This window comes from Desulfogranum aggregans (genome assembly GCF_055398265.1).
The window spans coordinates 146,655-170,406 of the sequence record NZ_AP042447.1 but is presented as its reverse complement, the minus strand read 5'-3'; the positions used below and the strand labels follow the sequence as shown (position 1 = coordinate 170,406).

21 protein-coding genes are annotated in these 23,752 nt (G+C 52.7%); 9 read left to right on the top strand and 12 right to left on the bottom strand.

The window, feature by feature from the left end; genetic code table 11:
* Positions 1 to 40: 40 nt before the first annotated feature.
* From ACZ52Z_RS00765 to ACZ52Z_RS00710, 12 genes are all read right to left on the bottom strand, one after another.
* Positions 41 to 1,270 (bottom strand): FprA family A-type flavoprotein, encoded by a 1,230-nt coding sequence (locus tag ACZ52Z_RS00765; protein WP_464268857.1) that lies wholly within the window; start codon positions 1,268 to 1,270, stop codon positions 41 to 43.
* Between the two features lie 329 nt (positions 1,271 to 1,599).
* Positions 1,600 to 2,055: a universal stress protein gene (locus ACZ52Z_RS00760; RefSeq protein WP_464268856.1), complete on the bottom strand. Its 456-nt coding sequence runs from the start codon at positions 2,053 to 2,055 to the stop codon at positions 1,600 to 1,602.
* On the bottom strand, positions 2,048 to 2,686 hold the full coding sequence (locus ACZ52Z_RS00755) for a V-type ATP synthase subunit D (protein WP_464268855.1): 639 nt from the start codon (positions 2,684 to 2,686) through the stop codon (positions 2,048 to 2,050). The genes ACZ52Z_RS00760 and ACZ52Z_RS00755 overlap by 8 nt, the downstream gene beginning before the upstream one ends.
* 2 nt (positions 2,687 to 2,688) lie before the next feature.
* Positions 2,689 to 4,158: a V-type ATP synthase subunit B gene (locus ACZ52Z_RS00750; protein ID WP_464268854.1), complete on the bottom strand. Its 1,470-nt coding sequence runs from the start codon at positions 4,156 to 4,158 to the stop codon at positions 2,689 to 2,691.
* Positions 4,159 to 4,160: 2 nt separating this feature from the next.
* On the bottom strand, positions 4,161 to 6,029 hold the full coding sequence (locus ACZ52Z_RS00745) for a V-type ATP synthase subunit A (protein ID WP_464268853.1): 1,869 nt from the start codon (positions 6,027 to 6,029) through the stop codon (positions 4,161 to 4,163).
* On the bottom strand, positions 6,026 to 6,649 hold the full coding sequence (locus tag ACZ52Z_RS00740) for a V-type ATP synthase subunit E (RefSeq protein WP_464268852.1): 624 nt from the start codon (positions 6,647 to 6,649) through the stop codon (positions 6,026 to 6,028). The genes ACZ52Z_RS00745 and ACZ52Z_RS00740 overlap by 4 nt, the downstream gene beginning before the upstream one ends.
* A gap of 13 nt (positions 6,650 to 6,662) precedes the next feature.
* Positions 6,663 to 6,962, bottom strand: a complete 300-nt coding sequence (locus ACZ52Z_RS00735) for a V-type ATP synthase subunit F (RefSeq protein WP_464268851.1) — start codon at positions 6,960 to 6,962, stop codon at positions 6,663 to 6,665.
* Between the two features lie 13 nt (positions 6,963 to 6,975).
* The gene (locus ACZ52Z_RS00730) at positions 6,976 to 7,296 is read right to left on the bottom strand and encodes an ATP synthase subunit C (RefSeq protein WP_464268850.1); all 321 of its coding nucleotides are present in this window, start codon (positions 7,294 to 7,296) and stop codon (positions 6,976 to 6,978) included.
* A gap of 2 nt (positions 7,297 to 7,298) precedes the next feature.
* Positions 7,299 to 9,311 carry a V-type ATP synthase subunit I gene (locus ACZ52Z_RS00725; protein ID WP_464268849.1) on the bottom strand — a complete coding sequence of 671 codons (2,013 nt, stop codon included), beginning with the start codon at positions 9,309 to 9,311 and terminating at the stop codon, positions 7,299 to 7,301.
* Positions 9,295 to 10,368 (bottom strand): V-type ATPase subunit, encoded by a 1,074-nt coding sequence (locus tag ACZ52Z_RS00720; protein WP_464268848.1) that lies wholly within the window; start codon positions 10,366 to 10,368, stop codon positions 9,295 to 9,297. The genes ACZ52Z_RS00725 and ACZ52Z_RS00720 overlap by 17 nt, the downstream gene beginning before the upstream one ends.
* Positions 10,368 to 10,739, bottom strand: coding sequence for a hypothetical protein (locus ACZ52Z_RS00715; protein ID WP_464268847.1), 372 nt, complete (start codon positions 10,737 to 10,739; stop codon positions 10,368 to 10,370). The genes ACZ52Z_RS00720 and ACZ52Z_RS00715 overlap by 1 nt, the downstream gene beginning before the upstream one ends.
* On the bottom strand, positions 10,736 to 11,200 hold the full coding sequence (locus ACZ52Z_RS00710) for a response regulator (RefSeq protein WP_464268846.1): 465 nt from the start codon (positions 11,198 to 11,200) through the stop codon (positions 10,736 to 10,738). The genes ACZ52Z_RS00715 and ACZ52Z_RS00710 overlap by 4 nt, the downstream gene beginning before the upstream one ends.
* A 352-nt stretch (positions 11,201 to 11,552) precedes the next feature.
* Here ACZ52Z_RS00710 and ACZ52Z_RS00705 point away from each other — a divergent pair, with 352 nt between their 5' ends.
* The 9 genes from ACZ52Z_RS00705 (at position 11,553) to ACZ52Z_RS00665 (ending at position 23,641) form a co-directional block, all read left to right on the top strand.
* Positions 11,553 to 14,024, top strand: coding sequence for a PAS domain-containing sensor histidine kinase (locus tag ACZ52Z_RS00705; protein ID WP_464268845.1), 2,472 nt, complete (start codon positions 11,553 to 11,555; stop codon positions 14,022 to 14,024).
* On the top strand, positions 14,021 to 15,403 hold the full coding sequence (locus tag ACZ52Z_RS00700) for a sigma-54-dependent transcriptional regulator (RefSeq protein ID WP_464268844.1): 1,383 nt from the start codon (positions 14,021 to 14,023) through the stop codon (positions 15,401 to 15,403). Before ACZ52Z_RS00705 ends, ACZ52Z_RS00700 begins: the two co-directional genes overlap by 4 nt.
* Positions 15,404 to 15,664: 261 nt before the next feature.
* Positions 15,665 to 16,174: a NifB/NifX family molybdenum-iron cluster-binding protein gene (locus tag ACZ52Z_RS00695; protein ID WP_464268843.1), complete on the top strand. Its 510-nt coding sequence runs from the start codon at positions 15,665 to 15,667 to the stop codon at positions 16,172 to 16,174.
* A gap of 81 nt (positions 16,175 to 16,255) precedes the next feature.
* Positions 16,256 to 17,296, top strand: coding sequence for an Mrp/NBP35 family ATP-binding protein (locus ACZ52Z_RS00690; RefSeq protein ID WP_464268842.1), 1,041 nt, complete (start codon positions 16,256 to 16,258; stop codon positions 17,294 to 17,296).
* Positions 17,293 to 18,324, top strand: a complete 1,032-nt coding sequence (locus ACZ52Z_RS00685) for a putative manganese transporter (protein WP_464268841.1) — start codon at positions 17,293 to 17,295, stop codon at positions 18,322 to 18,324. Before ACZ52Z_RS00690 ends, ACZ52Z_RS00685 begins: the two co-directional genes overlap by 4 nt.
* Positions 18,325 to 18,683: 359 nt before the next feature.
* Entirely contained in the window at positions 18,684 to 19,904 is a 1,221-nt protein-coding gene (locus ACZ52Z_RS00680; RefSeq protein WP_464268840.1) for a cation:proton antiporter, read from the top strand.
* Entirely contained in the window at positions 19,901 to 21,445 is a 1,545-nt protein-coding gene (locus ACZ52Z_RS00675; protein ID WP_464268839.1) for an efflux transporter outer membrane subunit, read from the top strand. The genes ACZ52Z_RS00680 and ACZ52Z_RS00675 overlap by 4 nt, the downstream gene beginning before the upstream one ends.
* Positions 21,438 to 22,580, top strand: a complete 1,143-nt coding sequence (locus ACZ52Z_RS00670) for an HlyD family secretion protein (protein WP_464268838.1) — start codon at positions 21,438 to 21,440, stop codon at positions 22,578 to 22,580. Before ACZ52Z_RS00675 ends, ACZ52Z_RS00670 begins: the two co-directional genes overlap by 8 nt.
* 17 nt (positions 22,581 to 22,597) lie before the next feature.
* Positions 22,598 to 23,641, top strand: coding sequence for a DUF2955 domain-containing protein (locus tag ACZ52Z_RS00665; protein WP_464268837.1), 1,044 nt, complete (start codon positions 22,598 to 22,600; stop codon positions 23,639 to 23,641).
* Positions 23,642 to 23,752: the final 111 nt, after the last annotated feature.

Genomic DNA, 23,752 nt, shown 5'->3' with positions numbered 1-23,752 from the left:
CAGCGGCATCAACCACAAGGGAAAGGGTGGTCAGAAACCTTTACACCACACAAAACTCTTTAACCCGACGAGCCAACTCAGCTCCGGCCTGTTCCATTCGCTCCAGGTCCTCTGCCATGGGACAGCCCTGATACTCCACACTGTCCATGATATCCCAACCGGCTTTTTCGGTCCTGGTGCGAAAATCTTTTTCCGCCCCCCCAACCCAACCGTAGGAGCCTACTCGCAAGACCTTTTTGTTTTTTACTTTCTTGATCATCAGGTCCTCGACTACCGAGACCATGGGGGGAAACATCTTGTACTCATAAGTGGGCATGGCAAACACGAGCCCGGAAGCCTTCCAGGCTGCGGCAAGGATATGGCCGATGTCATCCTGCGGTACCCGAAAGGTGGTCACCTCAACCCCTTCCGAGCGAATTCCCCTGAGCAGGGGAGCAATGGATTTTCCAGTATTTCCATACATGGAGGCCCACACCAGACAGATCTCTGGCTCTGCCGGACCTTTGGCATAGGAGGCATACCTGCGGTAATGATCAATAATGACTGAGGGGTCCTTGCGCCATACTATCCCGTGCGAAGGAGCAATAACGTCGATTTCAAGGGAACCGATCTTGTCAATGGCCTTTTCCACAAAGGGTGAAAAGGTTGCCACGATGTTGGCATAGTAACGAAGTGCTTCCTGCTCAAAAAAGGCTGCCCGTTCATCGGAGAGTTGATCGTCAAAGGCCTGCTCTCCAACGGCTCCGTATGAACCAAAGGCATCGCATGGGAAAAGAATTTTTTCCGGCTCCAGGTAGGTGGCCATGGTCTCCGGCCAGTGCACATTGGGAATAAGAAAAAAACGCAACACCTTTCCATCGCCAAGATCAAGAGTGTCACCATCCCCCACGGTATCGATACGATCTTTGGGAATTCCGCTGAACTGCTCCAACAGGGGAACGGCCTTGACACTGCAGACAAATCTGCACTGCCTGTTTTTCTCGGCAAAGGTACTGAGCATGCCGGAGTGATCAGGCTCCATATGGTTAACAACTACATAATCGATATCGCCGAGTGCAACCCCGGCCTGTTCGATCTGCTGCTCAAGTGAGGTCATCAAGGCCAGCACGTCCTGGGTCATATCGATCAGGGCGGTCTGGCGTCCCTTAACAAGGTAGCTGTTAATGCTCACCCCGTTGGGCACCGGCCAGAGCCCCTCAAAGAGATAGCCCTCTTCTTCTATATTGACCTTTAACTGATAGACCTGCTCATTCATCCTGGTACAATTCATCTGTTCCTCCTGAAACATATTATTCAACCCGGAGCCCCGGGTACATTGATCAGTAATCTTTTCTGCTCTCTTTCCATCCATTTATCCGGCAGTAGTGAGCTTTTTAGGGACAAAGAATGGCCTGCCTGAACAGCACAGATAAACGACGCTGCGGCAAGGCAGCTGACAGGCAGATCCGTTTTCCGGAACCACCATCTCGTTCATGTCGGGAGAGAAGCGAATCCACTTATACGGCGAACCGGGAAAATTGCAAATAAAATGAAAAACCCACATTGAGGATAAGGAGGGGAAGGTAACCTATGGAAAATTCACCCGCGCACGACGCCAAATCATGTGGTTGCCAGCATCACCGGCAGAGTGGAAAACTCGATTACCCGCTCGGCCACTGAACCAAGCAGGATACGACCGATTCCGTGCTTGCCGAGTTTACCCATGATTATCAGGGTAGCCCCAGACCGCTCGGCCTCCCTGAGAATGATTTCGTGGGGAATGCCTGCAACAAGGACCAGTTCAACGGGCAGCCCCTCTGTTTGAAGCTCCAGGGAAAGACTTTGCAAAAATCCACGGGCACTCTTTTCCATCTCCAGGAGCGTTGCCTCATAACTGACCACACCCCGTCTATGCAGACGTTCAGCGGCGATTGTGTCGAGCACGTGCAGAAGAACCAGGGAGGCCTCATGATACCTGGCCATCCGGGCGGCAAGGCTCACCGCATGCAAACTGAATTTTGATCCGTCCACCGGAACCAGAATTTTAGGGAACAGCTTATCCTTCTCCTCACCCATCGATGCTTCTCCCTTTTTCCCGTTGACCTGCTATGCGCTTGAGCCGAAACAGATCCTCGCGTTCCCGCTCTTCCAGACTGATCTCAATGGCCGCAATCGTTTGCTGATAGCGGGGAACATAGATCTGTGAAAGCACGTTGATACGTTTCAGGGTTTTTCTCAACTCTCCCATCAACCGCTGAATACCCACCTCCATCTCTGCCAACTCTCCAGCCAGTTCCATGGCCCGGTGGATTGCCAGAGCTGTGGCATCGATTGTCTGCCCGGTACCGAATGGCCCGTATCCAGGTCGCAGCCGTGGAAGGCGAATGCGAACCAGGGGAAGTACAACCCCCATCAGGCTTCGTTCCCGCACGAAGACCTCCTCTCCGGCCTGCAGGCCAAGCCCGGCCGCTGCAACGGTTGCCTCTCCATGAGTGATCATTGCCAGGTGGAGGTGTTCATACGCAGCAGCGAGGCGCTGGTTCATCTCCCGGCGCACCCTTTCCGCCCTGACCGCCAACGAGGAAATCTGGCGGACCAGTATTTCTTTTTTCTGCTCCAGCAAGGCCAACCCCTCACCTGCAAAAGCCATTTCACTGCGTAAACGAAGAAGGTTGCTTCTGGTGGCGGGCATATCAGACGCTGGCATGATCAATCTCCAGGGGTTCCATCCACGGCTGGACCTTCCGCAGCAACTTTTGGGTGGCCGAACCGTTGGATTTCCTCCGGCTTCACCCGGGTAAGTTCCTGCTCAGGCAACAACAACAACATTTTCCAGGCCAGATCAAGAGTCTCGCTCACCTGCCGTTCCTCTTCCGGTCGCTGGCCGAGAAAATGCTGCTCAAACTCGCGGGAGAATTGAAGGTAAAGCCGGTCCACAGAAGAAACATCCTCCTCCCCGATGATGGCAACCAAACGCTGCACCTGCCGCGCCCGGGCGTAGGCGGCATAAAGTTGATTGGCAACGTGTTGGTGATCTTCACGGGTTCTCCCTTCACCGATACCATCACTCATGAGCCTGGAAAGAGAGGGCAGGACGTCAATGGGTGGATAGATGCCCTGGAGGGCAAGGGAACGACTGAGCACCAGCTGCCCCTCGGTGATATAGCCGGTCAGGTCCGGAATGGGATGGGTTATGTCGTCATCAGGCATGGTCAGAATCGGCAACTGGGTTACCGATCCTGCTCTGCCCTGTATGCGACCGGCACGCTCATACATCGAGGCAAGATCACTGTACAGATAACCGGGGTACCCTTTTCTGCTTGGAATGTCGCCGGTGGAGGTTGCAACCTCACGTAGCGCTTCGCAGTAATTGGTCATATCCGTGAGCACCACCAGCACATGCATCTCCTCGGAAAAGGCCAGATGTTCGGCCACGGTAAGCGCTATCCGGGGTGTAATCAGTCGCTCAACAGCCGGGTCATCGGCAAGGTTGAGCAACATCGTCACCTTGTTCAGCACCCCGCTTTCCTCAAAGCTCTGTCGAAAGGTTTCCGCCTCGTCATGCCGTACCCCCATAGCGGCGAAGACGACCGCAAACGCATCATTTCCTCCTGGCAAGCGCCCCTGTCGGACAATCTGGGCAGCCAGGTCATTGTGGCGCAGACCACTGCCGGAAAATAGAGGCAGCTTCTGGCCCCGTACCAGGGTGTTCATTCCATCAATGGCGGAAATCCCGGTCTGTATGAACTCCTGGGGATAGCTCCTGGCAATCGGATTGATTGGAAGGCCGTTAATGTCCTTCACTTCTCCCTGCAGCATGCCCGGTCCGCCGTCCAAAGGCCTCCCCAGACCATCGAATACCCTGCCGAGTGCTTCTTTTCCTGCAAGCTTGATAGCAAACGGGCGCCCAAGAAAACGAACTCTGGTCTTTACCTGATCCAGGCCAACCGTCCCCTCAAACACCTCGACAACGGCTGCCTTTTCACTTACGGCAAGAACGCGGCCACGACGCGCCGGCCCTAGAGGAGGGAGGATTTCCACCTGTTCGTCAAATCCTGCACCTTTGACTCCCTGCACCACCACCAGTGGACCGGCAATCCGATCAAGACCCACATATTCAAGTTGGGGTTCCGCTGCCGACGGAAGCCCTGCGGCACGCTGCTGCTCACCTACGTTCATACTTACCTCCCGAAAAAAGCATGATCGTTTTCTGCAGGCTCCTCCATGGGCTTGGCGAAGCTACCATCCTGGTGGTGCTCGAGCAATGCCTCCACCTGCTGGTCAATCTGTTGTTTCAATTCCTCAAAAGGTTCCAGGTCATCTCCTGTCACCGTTGTCTTGAGGCGGTGCAGCCGAGCGACAACTGGCAGCTCCATGACCCTGAACAGGGGAATCCGCATACTGACAACCTGGGTGAGCCGATCAAAAAAATAGAGAAGAATGGCAAGGAGCTGGTATTGCTTTTTCGGACTGGCAAAGGTATCCACCGGGTCAAATGCACTTTGCTGGAGGTAATCGTTCTGCAGCAGTCGCGCTCCTTCGATAATCAGCTTCTGGTCATCGGGAAGGGCTTCCTCTCCAAGCAGCTTGACCGTATTTTCCAGCCTGGCATCCTCCTGCAGCAGCCGCATGGCCTTGTTCTGCAGCTCCCTCCACTTCGGCCCTACCTGTTCTCGCCACCATGGCTCAACCCGTTCACCATACCCTGAATAGCTGTACAGATAATGGATGGCGGGAAAATAGCGTGCTCCTGCCAATTCCTTGTCCAGTGCCCAGAAACACTGCACAAAACGCTTGGTGTGCGTAGTTACCGGTTCGGAAAAATCACCACCTGGCGGTGAAACAGCCCCGATCAAGGTAACCGAGCCCGTGCGGCCGTTGGAACTGACCACCTGTCCGGCACGTTCGTAAAAGGCGGCCAGACGACTGGCCAGGTACGCAGGAAACCCCTCTTCTGCCGGCATCTCCTCCAGCCTGCCGGAAATCTCCCGCAGCGCCTCAGCCCATCGTGAGGTTGAATCGGCCATTAAAGCAACGTCATATCCCATGTCGCGGTAGTACTCAGCAATGGTGATCCCGGTGTAGATGCTGGCTTCACGGGCAGCGACCGGCATATCCGAGGTATTGGCAATGAGAATGGTTCGTTCAATTAACGGCCGCTGGCTGCGGGGGTCCAGCAGCTTGGGCAAGTCAACCAGTACCCCTGTCATCTCATTACCTCGTTCCCCACAGCCGATATATACGATGATATCGGCATCGGTCCATTTCGTGAGCTGGTGCTGGGTAATGGTTTTACCCGTGCCAAAGCCGCCGGGAATTGCAGCAGTCCCTCCTTTGGCAAGCGGAAAAAACGTATCAATAACCCGCTGCCCGGTTATGAGCGGTTCGCTGGGCACCAGCCGCTGGGCATAGGGACGACGCTGCTTGACCGGCCAGCGATGGAACAGGCGCAGAACGTGGGTTTCACCATCAGGTTTTCTTACCGTCCCGATCCGGTCTTCCAGGGTGTAACTGCCCCCTGAAGCAAGAGTCTCCAGTACGCCGTCGACATGTGGCGGTATCAACACCCGATGGACTATACGTTTTGACTCCATCACCTCTCCCAGGATCTCCCCACCCTGCACCCGGCTGCCAACCTGCAACAGCGGGGTAAAATACCACAACCTGTTCCGATCAAGGGGGGAACCGGTTCTTCCCCGCCGGATAAAGTCGCCCCACTCCCTTCGAAGTTGACTGAGCGGGCGCTGAATACCGTCGAAAAACGTTCCGAGCAAGCCCGGTCCCAATTCCACATAAAGGGGCATTCCCAACCCCACAACACTGATCCCGGGAACAATGCCTGATGTATTTTCATACACCTGGACGGTTGCATGTTCTCCGTCAAGACTGATCACTTCGCCAAGCAGCCTGTTCTCGCCCACTTCAACCAATTCATTCATGGTTAAGACGGATGCGGGCGAAACGGAAAGTACAGGACCGCTTATTCTCCGGATGGTCGCGGTGCGGCGACCGGAAACATCCCGTTGATCCTGGGGAAGAGTGGACTTCATTGTTCCTCCACTATCCGTTGAGTGAAAAGTTCCCGTAACCGGGGAAGGTTGCGGTCGAGTAAAGCGGTGAACGAGCAATCAATCAGTATCCGCTGCTCGCCGGATACAACAAGACAACCACCGCTGATAGCTGCAGGCTCAGGCAAAAGCTGCACCTTTACCTTTCGCCCGCTCTCTGCGGCAAGCAAAGCGCAAAAGGCTGTATCCACCAGTCCCTGATCCGCCTGCCGGACTTGAATCCACATCCGATCACCGGGGAGCTGCCGGATCGCCTGCAGGGCAAGCTGCTGCAGTATTCCCGGATACGCTTCGGTTGCCTGCTGTGCATGAAGACGCTGTTCCAGGTCGAGATATAGTGTATGCAGCGCCTCTTCTTTGGCATGAAGGACCATCTGTCTGGCCTTCAACACTGCCGCGTCTTCGCGTTTTCTCACTTGAACAAACGTTTCCTGCCGCTTGCTTACCCTAAATGCTTCCAGGGCGGCACGAACTTGCTGCTTAGCCTCTGCAACACGCTGTGCAGCCTTAGCAATGGACGTTTCACGCACCTCCTGGGCGGCAGCCTGCCCCTTCTCGTGAATATTCCTGCAGAGCAGCGCAACCCTATCCGGCAGCAACATTTTGCACCCCGTTTCAATGGTCCATCAGGTTTACCATCAACTCTCCGGCAGTGGGTCGTCCGGGAACCGGTCCGGCATCGTCAGGTATCTCCACCACCAGTGGCAGATGGCGAGCATCCAGCATGACCTCCACCTCCGGGCGAACGAGCGAAGCGACCCTTTCCGTAATCAGGATCAGGCCGACCTGTTCATTGTCAGCAGCAGCTTGCAGCGCTTCGCGTGCGCTTACGCTTCCGGTGACGCTGCGGGTCATTATCCCACCCAGTGAAAACGCCATACACGTGGTGGGATCACCAATAACCAACACCTTCATTGCACCACTCCTTCTAAATTTTTCCCAAAATCATTATGGCAACTATCAACCCATAGATGGCTATCCCCTCAGCCAAGCCGAGAAAAATCAGGGCCCTGCCCGCCATCTCCGGTTTTTCACTCAACGCCCCCATGGCGGCTGAACCCACCAGGGCGACCGCAACTCCTGCCCCGAGTGAAGACGCTCCTACGGCAATTGCCGCGGCAATAAACCCCCACTTCACCGAATCCTGAGCAGACGAGGAGGCGGTAACCGCTTCCTGACCAAACCCGACTGCCGGTAAAAGCAGAAACATGACAAATGCCAGCACCACCCACAGTGTTTTCCATTGCATGATCAACCACCTTTCCTTGAATACTCGTTCTCATGTTGCTCTGTTTTTTCTTTGAACATCGGTTGAAAAAGTTTTCCGCCGCCACGAAAAAACAGGCTGAAAAACTCGTAATATTCCAAGCGTACAGTCTGAATGGACACCACCAACCCTTCAAGGCTGATAATGATGATATTGCCGACGACAAGGATCAGCAGGTACAGAAAACCAGTCCCCTGTGCACTGCGTATCATGTCGGCTAAAGTGAACACCGCCATGAACAGGCCCGCATGGGCAAACGCAAACGCGGCAACACGCACAAAGGAAATGGTGCTGGAAAAATAACGCAGCAGCCCATCAAAGAGATCAATGACGGATTCCAGCAGCGCAATACCGACCCCCTGCAAGACCGCTGGATTTTTCCTCGTGATCTTGGTGCGGAGCAGCATCAAGACCGGGCGCTGGAGAATCATCAGTACAACGAGCCCCCCTGCAACAGCGAAAGCCGCTGTCTTTTCCCACCCGCTAAGCGGGCCTGCCAGGTACCATCGGATACCCAGTGCTGCTGCCAACCAGTACAGGAGTGCGCCGGCAAGACCGGATGCAGAAAACAGTTCTGCGTAGCGGCGCCTTCGCAGCACATTGACCGCATTGAGCACAAGCCCTGTACTGATCATACCGACCCCTATCACCCCGCACACCTGCATGAAGTAGAGTACATTATCCATTGGTCGCATCCAGAGTGCGGGAATCCAGGTGTCCATGCCGAAAACGCTGCCGTACAGCAAACCGAAAACCGCAGCAGCACACCCACTTTCCATGAGAATGATGCCGTAATCGGTGTAGCTGTACATTTTTTTAAACACCAGGTAGCCCACTACGCTCAGCACCAACCCGTGGCCTACATCGCCAAACATCATCCCAAACAGGAGCAGAAAGGTTATCGCCAAAAACCCGGTCGGCTCCACCTCTTCGTAGGAAGGCGTCCCGTAGAGCATTGTCAATCGTTCGAATGGCCGAATTAGGGCAGGATTATTGAAAAGCACGGGGATGGAAAGAATACCGGAGCGCACCTCCTTGATCTCCTCAGGGGCGACCTGCTCCACCATTGCCCTGTCCGAGCATGTGTTTTTGACCTTTCGGCTCAATTGTTCAAACAAGTCCCGGGGCAGCCAACCGGAGAGCAGATAGGTGTGATCGATCCGTCCAAATTTTTCCTGGGCCTGCAACAGCTGGCGTGCCATAAACACCTGTTCACGCAGTACCATTAACTGGGTCCCGTACTGACGGCCAAGGGACTGTATTTCCTGGTCAAGCGCACGAAGCTGGCGGCTTGCCTGCTCCATCTCCCGGTACAGTCTCTCCAGGTGCTCGTCAACGGTTCCGGTCAGCTCTGGTTTGATCTCCAACGGATCCCAGAAAGCGCTTTTCAATACCTGCAACAGGACCTGTTCATCCTCCTTGAGCGTCATGGCCAACAGGACCACCCGTCCCTGCTTGTGATTGACAGGGATCAGGGTATGCGAGATGGCTTCCAGGCTGCTCTCCAGACGCTCCAGATGCTCTTTAGGAACCAAGCCTACGTGGCAGCACACAAAACGCAGAGCGGCCAGCCTTTCCAGGCGCACGGAAAGGGGCCTAAGCAGTTCCAGCTGATCTATCAGCTCCTGATGGGCCGAGACAGTCTGCTGTTGCTCCCGTCGCAGACTGAGGGCCTCGGCAACATGACCCTCATTAGCTGCACATGCCTCTTCCAGTTGATAGAAAAGCTTTCCCGGTTCCGGAATGGACCTGATCATCGGAGGAGGCGCTGTAATGGCAAGCTCTTCGAGCAAACGAGTGAGCCGTGCCAACAGGGCATCGTATCGGTTGACCATTTCCACATTCACATGGGCGACATACCCCAACTTTCCCATGGGTGTTTCCTCAACTCTGATCAGGTGAAGAAGACGTAAATCACCTAGGATACCCATTACTGCAGAGAGGTATTCTTCAGGCACCTGAATGGTAACTCTGGTCAGTTTAACCGATCGAAGCATACTGTTTCTCCGTGGTTTCCCATGATACCAGGGCAAGGATCCTTTTGGTGGTCAGTCGAGCGGCTTTTGCCTGGAGCAGGGTTACCAGGTTCTTCAGTTCAATCTCTTTTTCCAGGAGGTATGCGGCGGCTATTCCAAGATGGAACGGCAGGCCAGCAAGGGTTTGCCGCAGGGTGGCTACCACATGCATACCAAGACGCCCCTCAACCTCATCCCATTCGGCTACTCCGCCGAGATACCGCTGGAGCGCCACAGGCAACCTTCCACACCCCTCCTCGGCAGTAGCTGCCGATGCCAAATGCATGAGCATGGAAAGAGAAACGGTCTTTCCAGCGGGAATCGTATAGTGAATAATCTCCTCAGGGCTCAACCCATATACGGTTTTCAGCCGTATCACCCAGGATATATTGAACACGTCGACACAGAGTTCAATAATTCCGCCAATCTTTACCCTGTCCCTTCGGCCAAGTTGGTCAACAGCCTGCCGCAATCGGTCGACCCTGGCGAGATCCAGTGCCATCTCCAAAGGAAAAAGACGATGCTGTGCTTCGAACTGCGGCAGTGCATGCAGCAATGCCCGGTGATACGGTTCATTTCGAAGCATTTGCAGCAGATCGGCCATGGTTGTTGCCTGCCATAATCCATCCCAGTTCAATCGACTGAGGCGGCCGATTGGATACAACAGCTGGTGTACCCTCTCCTTTGGCTCTCCTCTGACCCTGGCACGGAGCAATACCTTCAGGTTTTCCACTTCAAAGCGAGCTAACAGGGCTATAATCACCTCACGGGCCCTCCTTGAATGACAGGCGTGGAGTATAGCGTCATAGTGACTGAACAGCGGTCGAGCAAGCCGCCGCTCAAGCGTGGAGAGTACCGGCTCATCACCATCAGTCCGGTCAAAACACTGGCCGTAGGAGGTGGTAACCAGATAGGCAAGACAGGTTTTCAGGTCACCGGCATACAGCAGCACATGACGGTCCTGTTCACCCAGTCTGCTGCTGCGCAAGGCCCTTACTTTGGCATGCAGATAGCCGTATCGAGCTGCAGCAATCAGCATCACTTCCCCCCGCTCGCTCTCTTGGTCTCCTGCTCACCGCCACCCAGGAGGAGATCGAGAAGTTCGCTCACCAGGGCCTCCCTGCCTGTAGTCAACTTTCTTTGGAGCTGCTCAATATACTGCTCTGCTTCCCTGATTGTCCGCCGCGCCTGCTCCTCTCCCTGGCGGATAAGCGGTGCTATCTCCTCCCTCAGGAGTTCTTGCTTTCCCTTTTCCAGGACCGCCAGGACTGCTTCTGCCTCCTGCTCGGCAGCATGCATCACCCGCTCTGCCTCATTTTCGGCCCGCTTCACCACTTCCTTGGCGGTCGCATCAGCAGTAAGAATGCGCTCAATCGCTGCTTGGGCTCCCTCTGAAGATCGGGTGTTCACCTTTTTTCCCTCCCTGCGGCGTCCCGGCAGAAACGAGCTGGCCGATTTTCTTCCAGGGGATTCTTCCCTGTGAAGCTTTGTGGGGCTCGGCAATGCACGCCGAGCAGCCCCAAAAGGGCATCTTCAACCTCCGAGCCGGTAAACGGCTTAGTCAGGAGACCATTGATTGGCCCATTTTTGGTGGGCTCAACAGCTTTACGGTTGCCATAGAGCTGGAAAAGGATTGTCTTGGCCTCCGGCCAGCGACGGTAAATGTGTTCCAACAGATGTATTCCGCTGGTATCGGGCAACAATTCATCACACAGGACAACGACATAGTGCTTTTTTTGCAAAGCATCGAATGCCTGCGTGCCGTTTTCCGCAGTATCCACCACCCATGAGTGAGAACCCAAAAACAAGGACAAGGAATTCCGTATCCCTTCGTCCCCATCAATGAGCAAGATGTGCTGATTTCGCCGCATACCCCTCTATCGCCTAAACCATCCGGTCCGTCCGGTGAAAGATAATAGTGACCTGGTCGCCACTTCCCTTCCTGCAATCTTCCTGTTCTAGTTATTAAGTGGCAGAAATCGTGCCAGGGCCTGTTATCTAAAAAATGGATGTGTTTCGGTGCGTTACAGCCATCCTCACTGAACACAAAAAAATATGGCAACAAGAAGTGCTTTTTTTTGCAGTTAAAAATGCAATTTTTTGCAGATATGGTTCCAAGGTGGTAGGGTGCCACATGAGGAAAAATTCGTCTCCATGCGCGTGTTGTCGAGAGGTTATCCAGCCCTCCTCTCCTTAGGGTCCTGTTTTGCGGGGGAATAGAAAATGCATGCTCCAGCCCCAAGTTCGATTCTGGCGCTCACGTCCAGCCCCATTCCAACCTTTGCCATCGATAACCGCCATACCATCATTCTCTGGAACCCTGCCTGTGAAGCGCTGACAGCCCTTGCTGCAGCACGAATGGAAGGAACAGATACACATTGGCGTGCCTTTTATTCCCAAAAGCAGCCGCTGTTGGTCGATCTCATTGTAGACGATGCATCCTTAAGCGAGGTACAGGCCCTCTGCGGAAACGGATTTCGCCAGACCTTGCTCGTGGAAGGGGGGTATGAGGGAGAAGGGTACTTTTCGGAAAGCAGCGAAGGCCCCAGATGGTTGTTCCTCACCGCTGCTCCTCTGAAGGACCACGCAGGCAAGGTATGGGGCGCGGTGCAAACGGTTCAAGACATTACTGCACGCAAACAAGACGAAGAAGAACTCAGGCACAATTTTTCCAAACTTGACCGAAGGGCAAAAGAATTTAAACAACAAGCCCATACCTTCCGATCAGTGGCTGATTTCACCTATGACTGGGAATATTGGATAAACCCCGAAGGACGGCTCCTCTACCTCTCTCCCTCGTTTGAACGAATTACCGGCTACTCCAGAGATGCCTTCACCCACTGCTCCCACCTGCTGAAAATGATCACCCATCCCGATGAACAGTCAGCCCTGGAGACCCATCATGCGCAGGAAAGAATGACTGACGCTGTTTTTCATCTCGATTTCCGCATTACCACTCAAACAGGCGAGGAACGCTGGATATCGCATTACTGCCAACCCGTAATTGCAGATGATGGCAGCCATTTGGGGAGAAGAGCAAGCAATCGTGATATTACCCAAAGAAAACAACTGGAAGCAGCCCTGGTCAAGGAACGGCTGCTACTGAAACAGCGGGTCGAGGAGCGCACGCACGAGTTAACCGATGCCTATGCAGCGTTACTTCAGCAAAACCATGATCTGGAGCGATTATACGAAGGTCTCCGGGAAAGCAGGGAAGAACTCAGCAGACGCAATGAATTGATCGAGGCTATTTTAGACAACCTGCCTATCGGCATTGCCGTTGGTTCGATAGACGATGGACTTGCCCGGTATATGAACCCGAAATTTATTGAAATCTATGGATGGCCGCGGGAAGTACTCAGTGATTTCGAATCATTTCTCGTCCATGTCTATCCCGACCCCCGATACAGAAGCGCCATTCAACGAAGGACTCTGCAGGATATAGCAACCGGCGACCCGGCGAAAATGATATGGAACAACCTTGCCCACACGACCAGCAGCGGTGAACAACGGATTGTCAACGTTAAAGGAATCCCGCTGTTTAACCGAGAGTTTATTCTCTCCATTGTTCAAGACGTGACCGAACGGCACCTGGCCAATGAAACGCTTCGCTTTACCCGTTTTTCCATTAACCATGCCGATGACATGATCTACTGGCTCGGCCAAGAAGGAAGAATCGTCGATGTTAACGACACCCTCTGTGCAAAGCTCAACTACAGCCGGGATCAACTTCTTTCCATGGACATTGGGGATATCAACCCCAATCTGACAGCGGAAACCTTTCGCCTGCACTGGCAGTCGGTGCTGAAAAAATCCTCTCACAGGGAGCAGACGACCCATAGAACCTCCTCTGGCACCACAATCCCGGTGGAGACGCATACCTCCCACATCACCTTCAGCGGCCGGGAGTATGCCTGCATTTTTGCCCGAGACCTCACCGAACGCAAAGAGCTGGAACGCCTGCTTTCCATCCAGGATAAGATGAGCTCCCTGGGAAGGGTCGCAGCAGGTATTGCTCATGAGATCCGCAACCCCCTGTCTACCATCAATGTGTACCTGAGTACCCTGAAAAAGGTCCTCATCGGCGAAGAGTCCTCGGCTGAACATCGACCTGATCTGGCAGATGTGATACAGGAGATGAATGCAGCCTCAAGAAAAATAGAGGCTGTTGTCAAACGGGTTATGGATTTTTCCAAACCCGGCAAAGGGCAGATGCAAATGACAGGCATCAACCGCTGTGTAACCAATGCCATTGAATTATCAGCGGTCACCCTGCGCAAAAGCGGCGTAACCCTGGAGGTCAATCTTGCAAAAAATCTCCCAAAGACTCTGTTGGATGAACAGCTGATCGAACAGGTGATTATCAACCTGCTCACCAACGCTCTGGAAGAATTAAGCGAACAGCGCGGGGAGAGGCGAGTGGCGATATCAACCATGGGCACCATTACCAACAGTGGCGGCCACGCCCTCACCATAACGGTGGCAGATTCCGGTTCAGGGGTGACAGCCGACCATGCTGAAAAAATATTCGATCCGTTTTTCACTACCAAATATTACGGATCAGGCATCGGATTAAGCCTGTGCCAGAGAATCATCAGCGATCACCACGGGATGATATACGTGCAACCCAGCCAATGGGGAGGCGCCATGTTCATTATCGAGTTGCCAGTCAGGCAGGAGGCCGAAAAAAGATGATGTACTCCATCTATATCGTTGACGACGAGCAGTCGTTAGCCAGGGGTATTGCCTGCGGATTACCTGCAACGTACAACTGCAGCTGCTTTACCAATGCCGAATCCGCTCTGGAGATGATGAACGATGACGTGCCGGACCTGGTCCTGCTGGACATAGGGCTTCCCGGAATGAACGGATTGGAAGCTCTTGCAGCCATGAAAACCCGGTATCCGGAAATGGTGGTAATCATGATCACTGCCTATGAGGACATTGCCACCGTTATCCAGGCCATGCAAATGGGGGCATATGATTATGTGGTCAAACCAATTGAGATGGATGGCCTGGAAGTGACGATCCGAAACGCCCTGGAGAGTATCCGCTTGCGAAAGGAGGTCCATAATTTACAGGAACAGTGTCTCAAAGAAAACCTTCCCATTTTTATTGGCGAGAGCAAAGTTATCCAAGACGTGATGCAATACATTAAAAAAGTTGCTCAAAGCCCTGATACACCAATTCTTATACTCGGCGAGTCAGGCACCGGAAAAGAACTGATTGCCAGCGCCATTCATTACAGAAGCCCGCACTTTCAGGGGCCGTTTATTGCGGTCAACTGCGCCGCCATCCCCAGAGACTTGCTGGAAAGTGAGTTATTCGGCTACGAAAAAGGCGCATTCAGTGGAGCTCACCCATCCGGAAAAAAAGGGATGATTGAGCAGGCGGCTGGCGGCACCCTTTTTCTTGATGAAATAGGCGACCTGGATTTGGATGCCCAGGCCAAACTGCTCCGCTTCCTGGAAACAGGCGAATATTATAAGGTCGGCAGTTCCATCAAGCAGTGCGTACTCACCAGAATCGTATCAGCCACCAACAAGGACCTCCAGCGAATGCTTGATGAGGGAACCTTTCGCCGAGACCTGTATTACAGAATCGGGGTTGTCACCCTCAAAGCCCCATCGTTAAACGACCATCCGGAGGATATACTCCCTATAGCCAAGCAATTTCTCGTTGAGTTCGGAAATAAATTCGGCAAATCCTTTGCCGGTTTCAGCAGGGAAGCCGAGCGATCGTTGACGCGGATACAATGGCGGGGAAATGTTCGCGAACTGAAGAATATGGTGGAACGAGCCGCCCTTGTAGCCTCGGAGCCGCTGATAAGCCTTGCAGATCTGGATATTCGCAATGCGCTTCCCTGTGAACAGTGTTTATCGTTGACCGCTCAGCTTCGCCCGGAACTCGACCATCAAGGCGTCGACCTCTCTGCATTGCTTCGCTCGGTGGAGAAAACCTATATCAACGAAGCGCTTCGTTTAAGCGATGGCAACGAAACCCGTGCCGCCAAGCTGCTGGGCATGAAATATTCCACGCTCCGTTACCGACGCCGAAAACTCGATATCCCTTAACAGCCATTCCCCTTCCCCCATCACTACTAGGCAGGGTTGCCGCTTCGCTCTCTGCAAATATTTGCAGATATCCCCCCGCCTCTCCCCTACCGAAACACACAACATAAGGAAAACAATAGTTTTTTTCTACTTACTTTTCAATGGCATTATCTTTGCTTGGTATATGCACAGAAAGGGGCTGGACGGTGATGCCGCCCACCCTGTACTCATTTTCCAGGTATCCGGCTACTCTTCAGCGAGTAGTCCGTCGAGGAGGAAGACATGAAACTCTGTATTACATCAACCGGTAACACCATGACATCTGCTGTAGACCCCAGGTTTGGCAGGGCTCCCTACTTCATGCTTATCGATACTGAAACCGACCAGGCTCAGGCCATTGAAAACACGGCAGTGGCCGATGCGCAGGGTGCAGGAATAGGCGCCGCCCGAATTATGCTGGACCAGGGAGTTGAAGCCCTGCTCACTGGACATTTGGGGCCCAATGCCCAGGACGCGCTTCGAGGTTCCGGTATCCAGTTGATAGAAGGGGTTTCCGGCGAAATGAACGTAGAGGAAGCATTGAACCATTATCGGGATTCGATCGGTAAGGTTTCACCGCAAAAAAGCGATGAGACCTCCCCGCAGACAACCGAAACAGGCCAACCGGGAACCGGCCGTGGACCGGGTATGGGAGCAGGACGGGGACTAGGCGGAGGTGGAAGAGGAATGGGTGGCAGAGGGATGGGAGGCGGCGGAGGCCGTGGCATGGGCGGCGGCAGGAGGCGCCGTTGACTGCATACTGAGAGCGCTCTGCGTTGATCATCACCACCCCAGAATGGGGACAACCTGCTGGAAGTACCCTAGGAGAGCAAAATGATAGAGGAAAAGCACGTTCGTGCGGCACTCAACACTGTGCAACACCCTAAATTGAAAAAAAGCCTGCTCGAGATCGGTCTTATTCGGGACCTCTCCATCCACGACGATAACGTTTCGCTCGTTCTGGCCCTGAAAAGCCTGCGCTCCCCGGTGAAAAACGCCTTAGTTGAGCAAATTGAAAATGCCGTCAGTCACGTTGACGGCGTGCGTTCGGTCCAGGTGGACTGCCAGGAACTCAGCAAAGGTGAGGCGCAGCGCCTGTTTCCTCCAGCACCGCTGAAAGGCGTCGCCAAGGTAAAACATTTTCTTGCCGTCGCCAGCGGCAAAGGCGGCGTCGGCAAGACAACCATCGCCGTTAACGTAGCCCTTGCCCTTGCCCGGCAGGGGCTTCAGGTGGGCCTGCTTGATGCCGATGTCTATGGTCCCAGCGTCCCCCTCATGCTCGATATCACCGAAGCGGTGGACGAGGAGGACAACATGATCATTCCCAAAGATAAATATGGCATGCGGGTCATGTCGCTGGGGATGACCGCAGGACAAAACGAAGCCTTTATCTGGCGAGGCCCCCTGGTATCAAAGATGATTCATCAACTCCTTGACCAGGTGCGGTGGAACGAGTTGGATTACCTGGTGATCGACCTTCCACCCGGAACCGGCGACCCATCCATCACTATAGCCAAGTCACTGCCGCACTGCTCGGTGCTGATGATCACCACCCCCCAGGAAGTTGCCCTTGCCGACGTGCGTCGATCGATCACCCTGTTTCAAAAAATAGGACAGCCGGTCATCGGCTTGGTGGAAAACATGGCCGGTTTTTCCTGCGGTCACACAGCCGAGCCGATTGCCATCTTCGGCAGCGGAGGCGGGGAGAAACTCAGCCAACAGACAGGCATTCCCCTGCTGGGCTCCCTGCCTCTTGACCCTGCCGTTGGCTTGGGAGGAGACAGCGGGGTGCCATTAATGGAGGCTTCTCCCGATTCTGCAACCGGAAAAATATTCATGGAGATTGCCAATCAAGTCCTCAGTGCCACTTCATGATTGCCGTCCTTAGACAGACCACCAGCCATGCCCTCATGATCACCGGCTGCGTCTTTATGATGATGGTGATCATAGAGTATCTCAATGTTATCAGCCGAGGGGTTTGGCAACAGGGGCTGCGCGGAGGACGATGGCGACAGTATCTTCTGGCTGCTTTCCTGGGGGCAACCCCCGGGTGCCTGGGCGCTTTTGCCGCCGTATCGCTTTATACCCATGGAGAAATCAGCCTGGGGGCAGTGGTGGCGGCAATGATTGCCACCAGCGGTGATGAATCCTTTGTCATGCTCTCCATGATCCCTGAGCAATCACTACCGGTTTTTTTCCTGCTCCTGGTTATCGGCCTGGGTACCGGTTATGCGACGGATGCGCTCCGGATCGGACAAAAGGCCCGCGCACCCCACTGCCATATTGATTTTGACCTGCACGAGGAGGCAACCTGCAGGTGCTTTTCCAAGGAACTGCTGGCAATGCAATGGAGGCACTGCTCTCCCTACCGCGCTCTTCTCGCTGGTCTATCCCTGTTTTTTCTGGTAGCCATGACACTGGGCCTGGTTGGGCCAAAGGAGTGGAACTGGATACGGTGGACAGTTCTCCTGCTTTCACTCTCAGCCATGGGGATCGTTGTCACGGTGCCGGATCATTTTCTTGAGGAGCACCTGTGGGGTCATGTGGTAAAAGCCCACGTACCGCGAATATTTGCCTGGACTTTTGGTGCCTTGCTGCTGCTGTACCTTTTCGTTGATCGTCTCCACCTCGGAGGATGGATTCATGCACACCAACTTACTGTGCTGCTGACCGCCTGCCTGGTGGGGCTTATTCCCGAGTCTGGTCCCCATATCCTGTTTTTGACGCTCTTTGTTGAAGGCACCATCCCGTTCAGCATCTTTCTCGCCAGCTCAATCGTCCAGGACGGTCACGGCATGCTGCCGCTGCTGGCAGAATCCGGACACGATTTTCTTTGCATAAAGGGAATAAATTTTACAGTGGGCCTGACAGCCGGTCTCGCCGGTTATGCGTTGGGCTGGTGACCATAGACGTGATCGTGAGGCCCGCCAGGAGCATGTCGATAACTGCTCAACTGGGATCAAGTGCATCGCCAAGTACAATAAAATCATACTACATTCAATGCACCACCCCCCTCAAAGCCGTATTCAATCAAGAGTTTGATCGCCAGTGCTAAGGGCACATTCTGCTACTGGTCATCACTTTCCCCTTCCTTTTTTCAAAAAGGCGATCGATAGAATCAGGGCCGGACTGCGCTTGCCAACAACTTTCTTGAGTTTACAGAAAAGATAGAATACTAATAAAAACGGTGCAAAAGGAAAATTATGAAACTGTTTTAATGAGACTGTTACCATAATTATACACGCGTTGAGGTGTATTATCCATGATCTACCAGAATCTTGCCCTGCTTGCTCTACTTGCTTTCTTTTATAGTTCTGTAGGTGGCTGGTTTGAAAAAACCCCTATCAACGGCGCGCTGGTTTATACTCTATTTGGCCTGACAGTTGGTTCTGCCGGATTAGGATTGTTCGATTTGCAGATCGATGCTGAGGGCCTGCGTGTTATTGCAGAGGTTACTCTTGGTATTGTATTGTTTTCTGACGCCGCAGGTGCCGATTTCCGCGTCCTTAGACAACATATAAAATTACCTGAAAGGCTTTTACTCATTGGCCTTCCCCTTACTATTCTCTTAGGTTTTGCCCTTGGGGTCGTCTTATTATGGGATGTTTCTCTTCTGGGCCTTGCACTGCTAGCAACGATGTTGGCGCCCACGGATGCTGCTCTTGGCAAGGCAGTGGTGACCGACCCAGCGGTTCCTGCTCCTATTCGCCAGACCTTGAATGTTGAGAGCGGGCTGAACGACGGAATTTGTGTTCCGGTTCTTTTAACCTTTTTAACGCTTGTTGTAGGCGGTGAAGCAGAGGACGGCCTGCTCCTCAATCTGATGATCGAAGAAATAGGCATTGGTTTACTTTGTGCAGTGATTGTCACCACAATTGGCGTAATAGTACTGAAGATTGCTGCCAGATTTAACTGGATTAACGAAACGTGGCGACAGTTGCCGGTAGTAACACTTGCGATCCTCTGTTTTACTACTGCGCAAATAACCGGTGGCAGCGGATTCATAGCAGCTTTCTGTGGCGGGTTGCTCTTTGGACGCATAGCGACAAAGCATAAAGAGTCCTTAGACAAACTGATGGTCTCCGCTGAGGCAACGGGTGATACTCTGGCCATGATCACCTGGGTTATTTTTGGTGCTGCAGTAGTTGGACCATCCCTCCCCGCGTTCACCTGGCAGGTGATGGTATATTCTCTTCTCAGCCTTACAGTTGTGAGAATGCTGCCAGTCTTTCTCTGTCTGCGCGGATCAGAGCTCAGTACTACAGAAAAACTCTTCATGGGTTGGTTCGGGCCACGAGGCCTGGCCAGTATCGTTTTCGGCGTCATCGTCTTCAATGAACATCTTCCCGGTGGCGAAACAATATCCATGACCATGATATGCACTGTTTTATTAAGTGTTATTCTTCATGGTATAAGTGCCAATCCTCTTGTGAGTATGCTTGAAAAAAAGTCCGGTGAAAAAGCAGCAATGGAGCACCGATGAATAGATTGCTGTTCTGTGTGGTGTTGCTGTTCACGCCGGCCCTTTTTCAGGGATGCACCATGCTGGGACCGGATTACAATGAGCCACATGTAGAATGGTTGGACACGTATCAAACTGACCTATACGGCCAGGCTCAACCTGCTGTTGCAGGGCAGGACGATCTTCGTTTCTGGTGGCAGATTTTTCAAGACCCGACCCTGAACAGATTGATTGAGATCGCACGGAAAAACAATCCTGATCTGCGCATTGCCGGCTTAAGGATAATAGAAAGTCGGGCATTGTTAGGCATATCTATTGGGAGCAGGTTTCCCCAGCTGCAACAGGCAACAGGTGGCCTGGTCAGGATCGACTCCTGGCAGACCGAAGGGAAGAATTCCGGGCAGCATAATGATTTGACCGAGTATAACCTTGGGTTCAACATTGGTTGGGAGCTTGATTTCTGGGGCCGTTTCAGGCGCGGCATTGAATCTGCAGACGCTGCCTATTTTGCTTCGATTGCCACCCAACAGAACCTGCAGGTTTTGTTAAGCAGTCAGGTTGCACAAACCTACTATGCCTACCGGACCACTGAAAAACAAATCGAAATAGCACAGATGAATGCCGATTTGCAGAAACGAAGTCTGGAAATAACCAAACGACTCTATGAAAGTGGACAGGCCGCTGAATTAGATTGGCAACAGGCTCAAACCCAATACCTGGCGACGTTGTCTGCCATCCCCAACCTTGAGATTAATCTGCAGCAGATCAGTAATGCTTTAGGCGTTCTGCTCGGTAAACCACCGGGCGGATTAAAGGAATTGGAAGGCTCAATTGCTGAACTGCCCTCCATGGATCCACAGGTGATCAGGTCGGTTCCGGCAAATTTACTGATGCGCCGCCCTGATATCCGTACTGCGGCCTGGCAAGTTGCCGCCCAATCAGCCCAGATAGGTGTTGCTGAAGCAGACCTATACCCGTCAATTTCCCTTTTAGGCAATCTCGGATGGTCAGGTGATTCGCTGGACTCCAGCATTGACACCCTAGCCCTTGGAATTGGACCAAACTTCACCTGGAACCTTTTTAACTATGGACGAATTAAGAATAATGTCAGGGTCCAGGATGCCCGCCTACAGCAGGCACTGGAAGCATACCAGAATACAGTACTTCAAGCTGCCCGGGAACTTGATGATGCCGCGATCAGTGTTGTAAAGACCCGAGAGCAGGGTACAATTTTATCCCACGCACTGAAAGCTGCACAAAGGTCGTTGGAATTATCAAGTTCTCGTTACCAGGAAGGATATTCAGCCTTTCAACGAGTATTGGATTCACAACGCGCTCTTGCTGCACAATCTGCAAACTTTGTATCGAATCAGGGTGCGCACATTAACTCGGTAATCGCTTTTTACAAGGCACTGGGAGGCGGTTGGCAGCCTGCTTCCACTGAAGATATTGTCCCTGAGGATATGCGTCGAGTCATGGAAGAGAGGACTGATTGGGGTGATATGTTACAGATGTCACTACCTGAATCGAAAAACGACGTTGAAGGTCAAGTCAATGAGTGACGCTGAAGAAAAAAAAAATGGAAATGCCACGGATTCATCGGATCAGGCTTCCACCGCCCCCGGCGCCGTGAAAAAGGGTGGTTGGCTTGTTTTCGGCCTCATCATTTGCAGTCTGCTCTGGTACCTGGTCGCCGATCGCTACACCCCATATACCAAACAAGCGAGGGTGCAGGGATACGTTGTTGGCGTTGCTCCTCAGGTATCTGGAATTGTTACTGAAATATGGACAAAGAACAACCAGGAAGTGAAAGAAGGCGAGCAACTTTTCCGTATTAACCCCAGCCAGTATGAAATTGCTCTGGAAAAAGCCAGGTCGGATTTGGAGAATACGATGCGCCAGGTGGAAGCCGGCGACGCAGCAGTGAAATCTGCTCGGGCTAATCTCAGTGCTGCCTTAGCCAATCAGACGAAAGCGGAAAAAGATACCAGACGACTTGAAAGGCTGCGCAAAGAAGATCCTGGCACCATTTCTACCCGCCGAGTCGAGATATCTCGGGCAAACCTCGATAGCGCAAAGGCTAAAGTTGCAGCAGCTGAGGCAAGTATTCAACAGGCAGTAGAAAAAAAAGGTGGAGAGGACAGAGAGGATAACAGTCTGCTCAAAGTCGCCTTCACAGCCGTTAAAAAAGCCGAACTGGATTTAGAGAGAACCATTGTCAAAGCACCTTCACGCGGTGTGATTACAGACCTTCGTGCTGATGTCGGTGTCTATGCAGGAGCTGGCACGCCCGTGATGACCTTGGTTGCGGTTAAAGATGTCTGGGTTCGGGCAGAATACACAGAAAATAATCTCGGACGCATTACCCCGGGTACGCCGGTAGAGATTATTTTTGATATTTTTCCGGGTAGAGTATACCAGGGTACAATCAGCAGCATAGGCTTAGGGGTAAGTTCAGGCCAAGCTCCGGCACCTGGGACCTTGCCCACTATAGACAATGATCGAGATTGGTTGCGCCAATCTCAGCGCTTTCCGGTATACGTTCATTTTGACTCAGCCCAATATCCTGATTTAACGGCAAAGTTAAGAATCGGCGGACAAGCTTCTGTGGTTGCCTATGGAGAGGGAAGTGGGTTTATTGCCTGGTTGGCAAAAATTCATATTCGCTTGGTCAGCTTTTTTTCCTATGCCTACTGAGATGTACAAAAGAGAAAATGGTTATTGAAGCACGGAGAGTATTCCGTCTCAGCCTGACTACTGCTCTCTCATTAGCTGCAGGCTATGCTTTGGCGTTGGATTTACCTCATATGGCGCCTCTTCTCGCTTTTTTTTTAACGGCTGCCCCAAAGCCACCCATGAGGCTCAAAGCCTTCATAGGCATGGTCCTCGTTATATGCATCACCTTGGGAACCGGCCTGCTCCTGGTCCCAATGCTGAGAAGCTATCCTGCAACAGCCCTAATGCTTGTGATGGTGGGACTCTTTGTAAGTAACTATTTTAGTCTCAACCTGGGGAAAGAGATAGTAGGGTTACTGCTGACCATGGGGGTAGCCATCATCTCAGCAGCAGGCATGATGGGCTTTGCAATCGCTCTCTCATTGGTCAAAACCATCATCATTGCTATCGGGGTTGTACTGGTCTGCCAGTGGATAGTGTACCCTTTTTTCCCAGAGGACGACACACCACCTGCCACCCAGCCGGGCTTGCAGCCACAGGAGTCAAGCTGGCTGGCTTTGCAGACGACCTTAATTGTCTTCCCCAGTTACCTCCTGGGTCTCTATAACCCCCAGGTATATCTCCCTATGATCATGAAAGCAGTTTCTCTGGGGCAACAGACGAGTGTTTCCCAAGCCCGCAACGTGGGTCTGGAGCTTCTGGGTTCAACCATTATGGGCGGATTGTTTGCAGTGTTGCTCTGGCTGGGCTTGGGGATAGCTCCTAACCTCTGGATGTTCTTTCTCTGGATCTTCTTTTTCGGGATCTACATTTCGGCAAAATTCTATGGCATCTTTACGAGTAATTTTACCCCCTCCTTCTGGCAAAATGTCATGATTACCCTACTGCTTCTTGTCGGCCCGGCCGTGGCCGACAGTGCCACTGGAAAGGATGTTTATACAGCTTTGCTTGTAAGAACCAGCCTTTTCGTAGCTGTGACTATCTATGCCTGGATGGCTGTACTCGTTTTTGATAGATTTTCGAAAAGGCAGAAAGAGCGCTCCCCCTTTCCTTTGGTAACAAAAATATTCAAGCCACATTGACTCACAATAATTTTGAAACGCAATGAAAATTGAACTGACTGAAAATATAAGCAAAATGTAGAATAATAAATCAACCATCATATCAGCCCCTCCCGCCTGTGCTTAACCCCA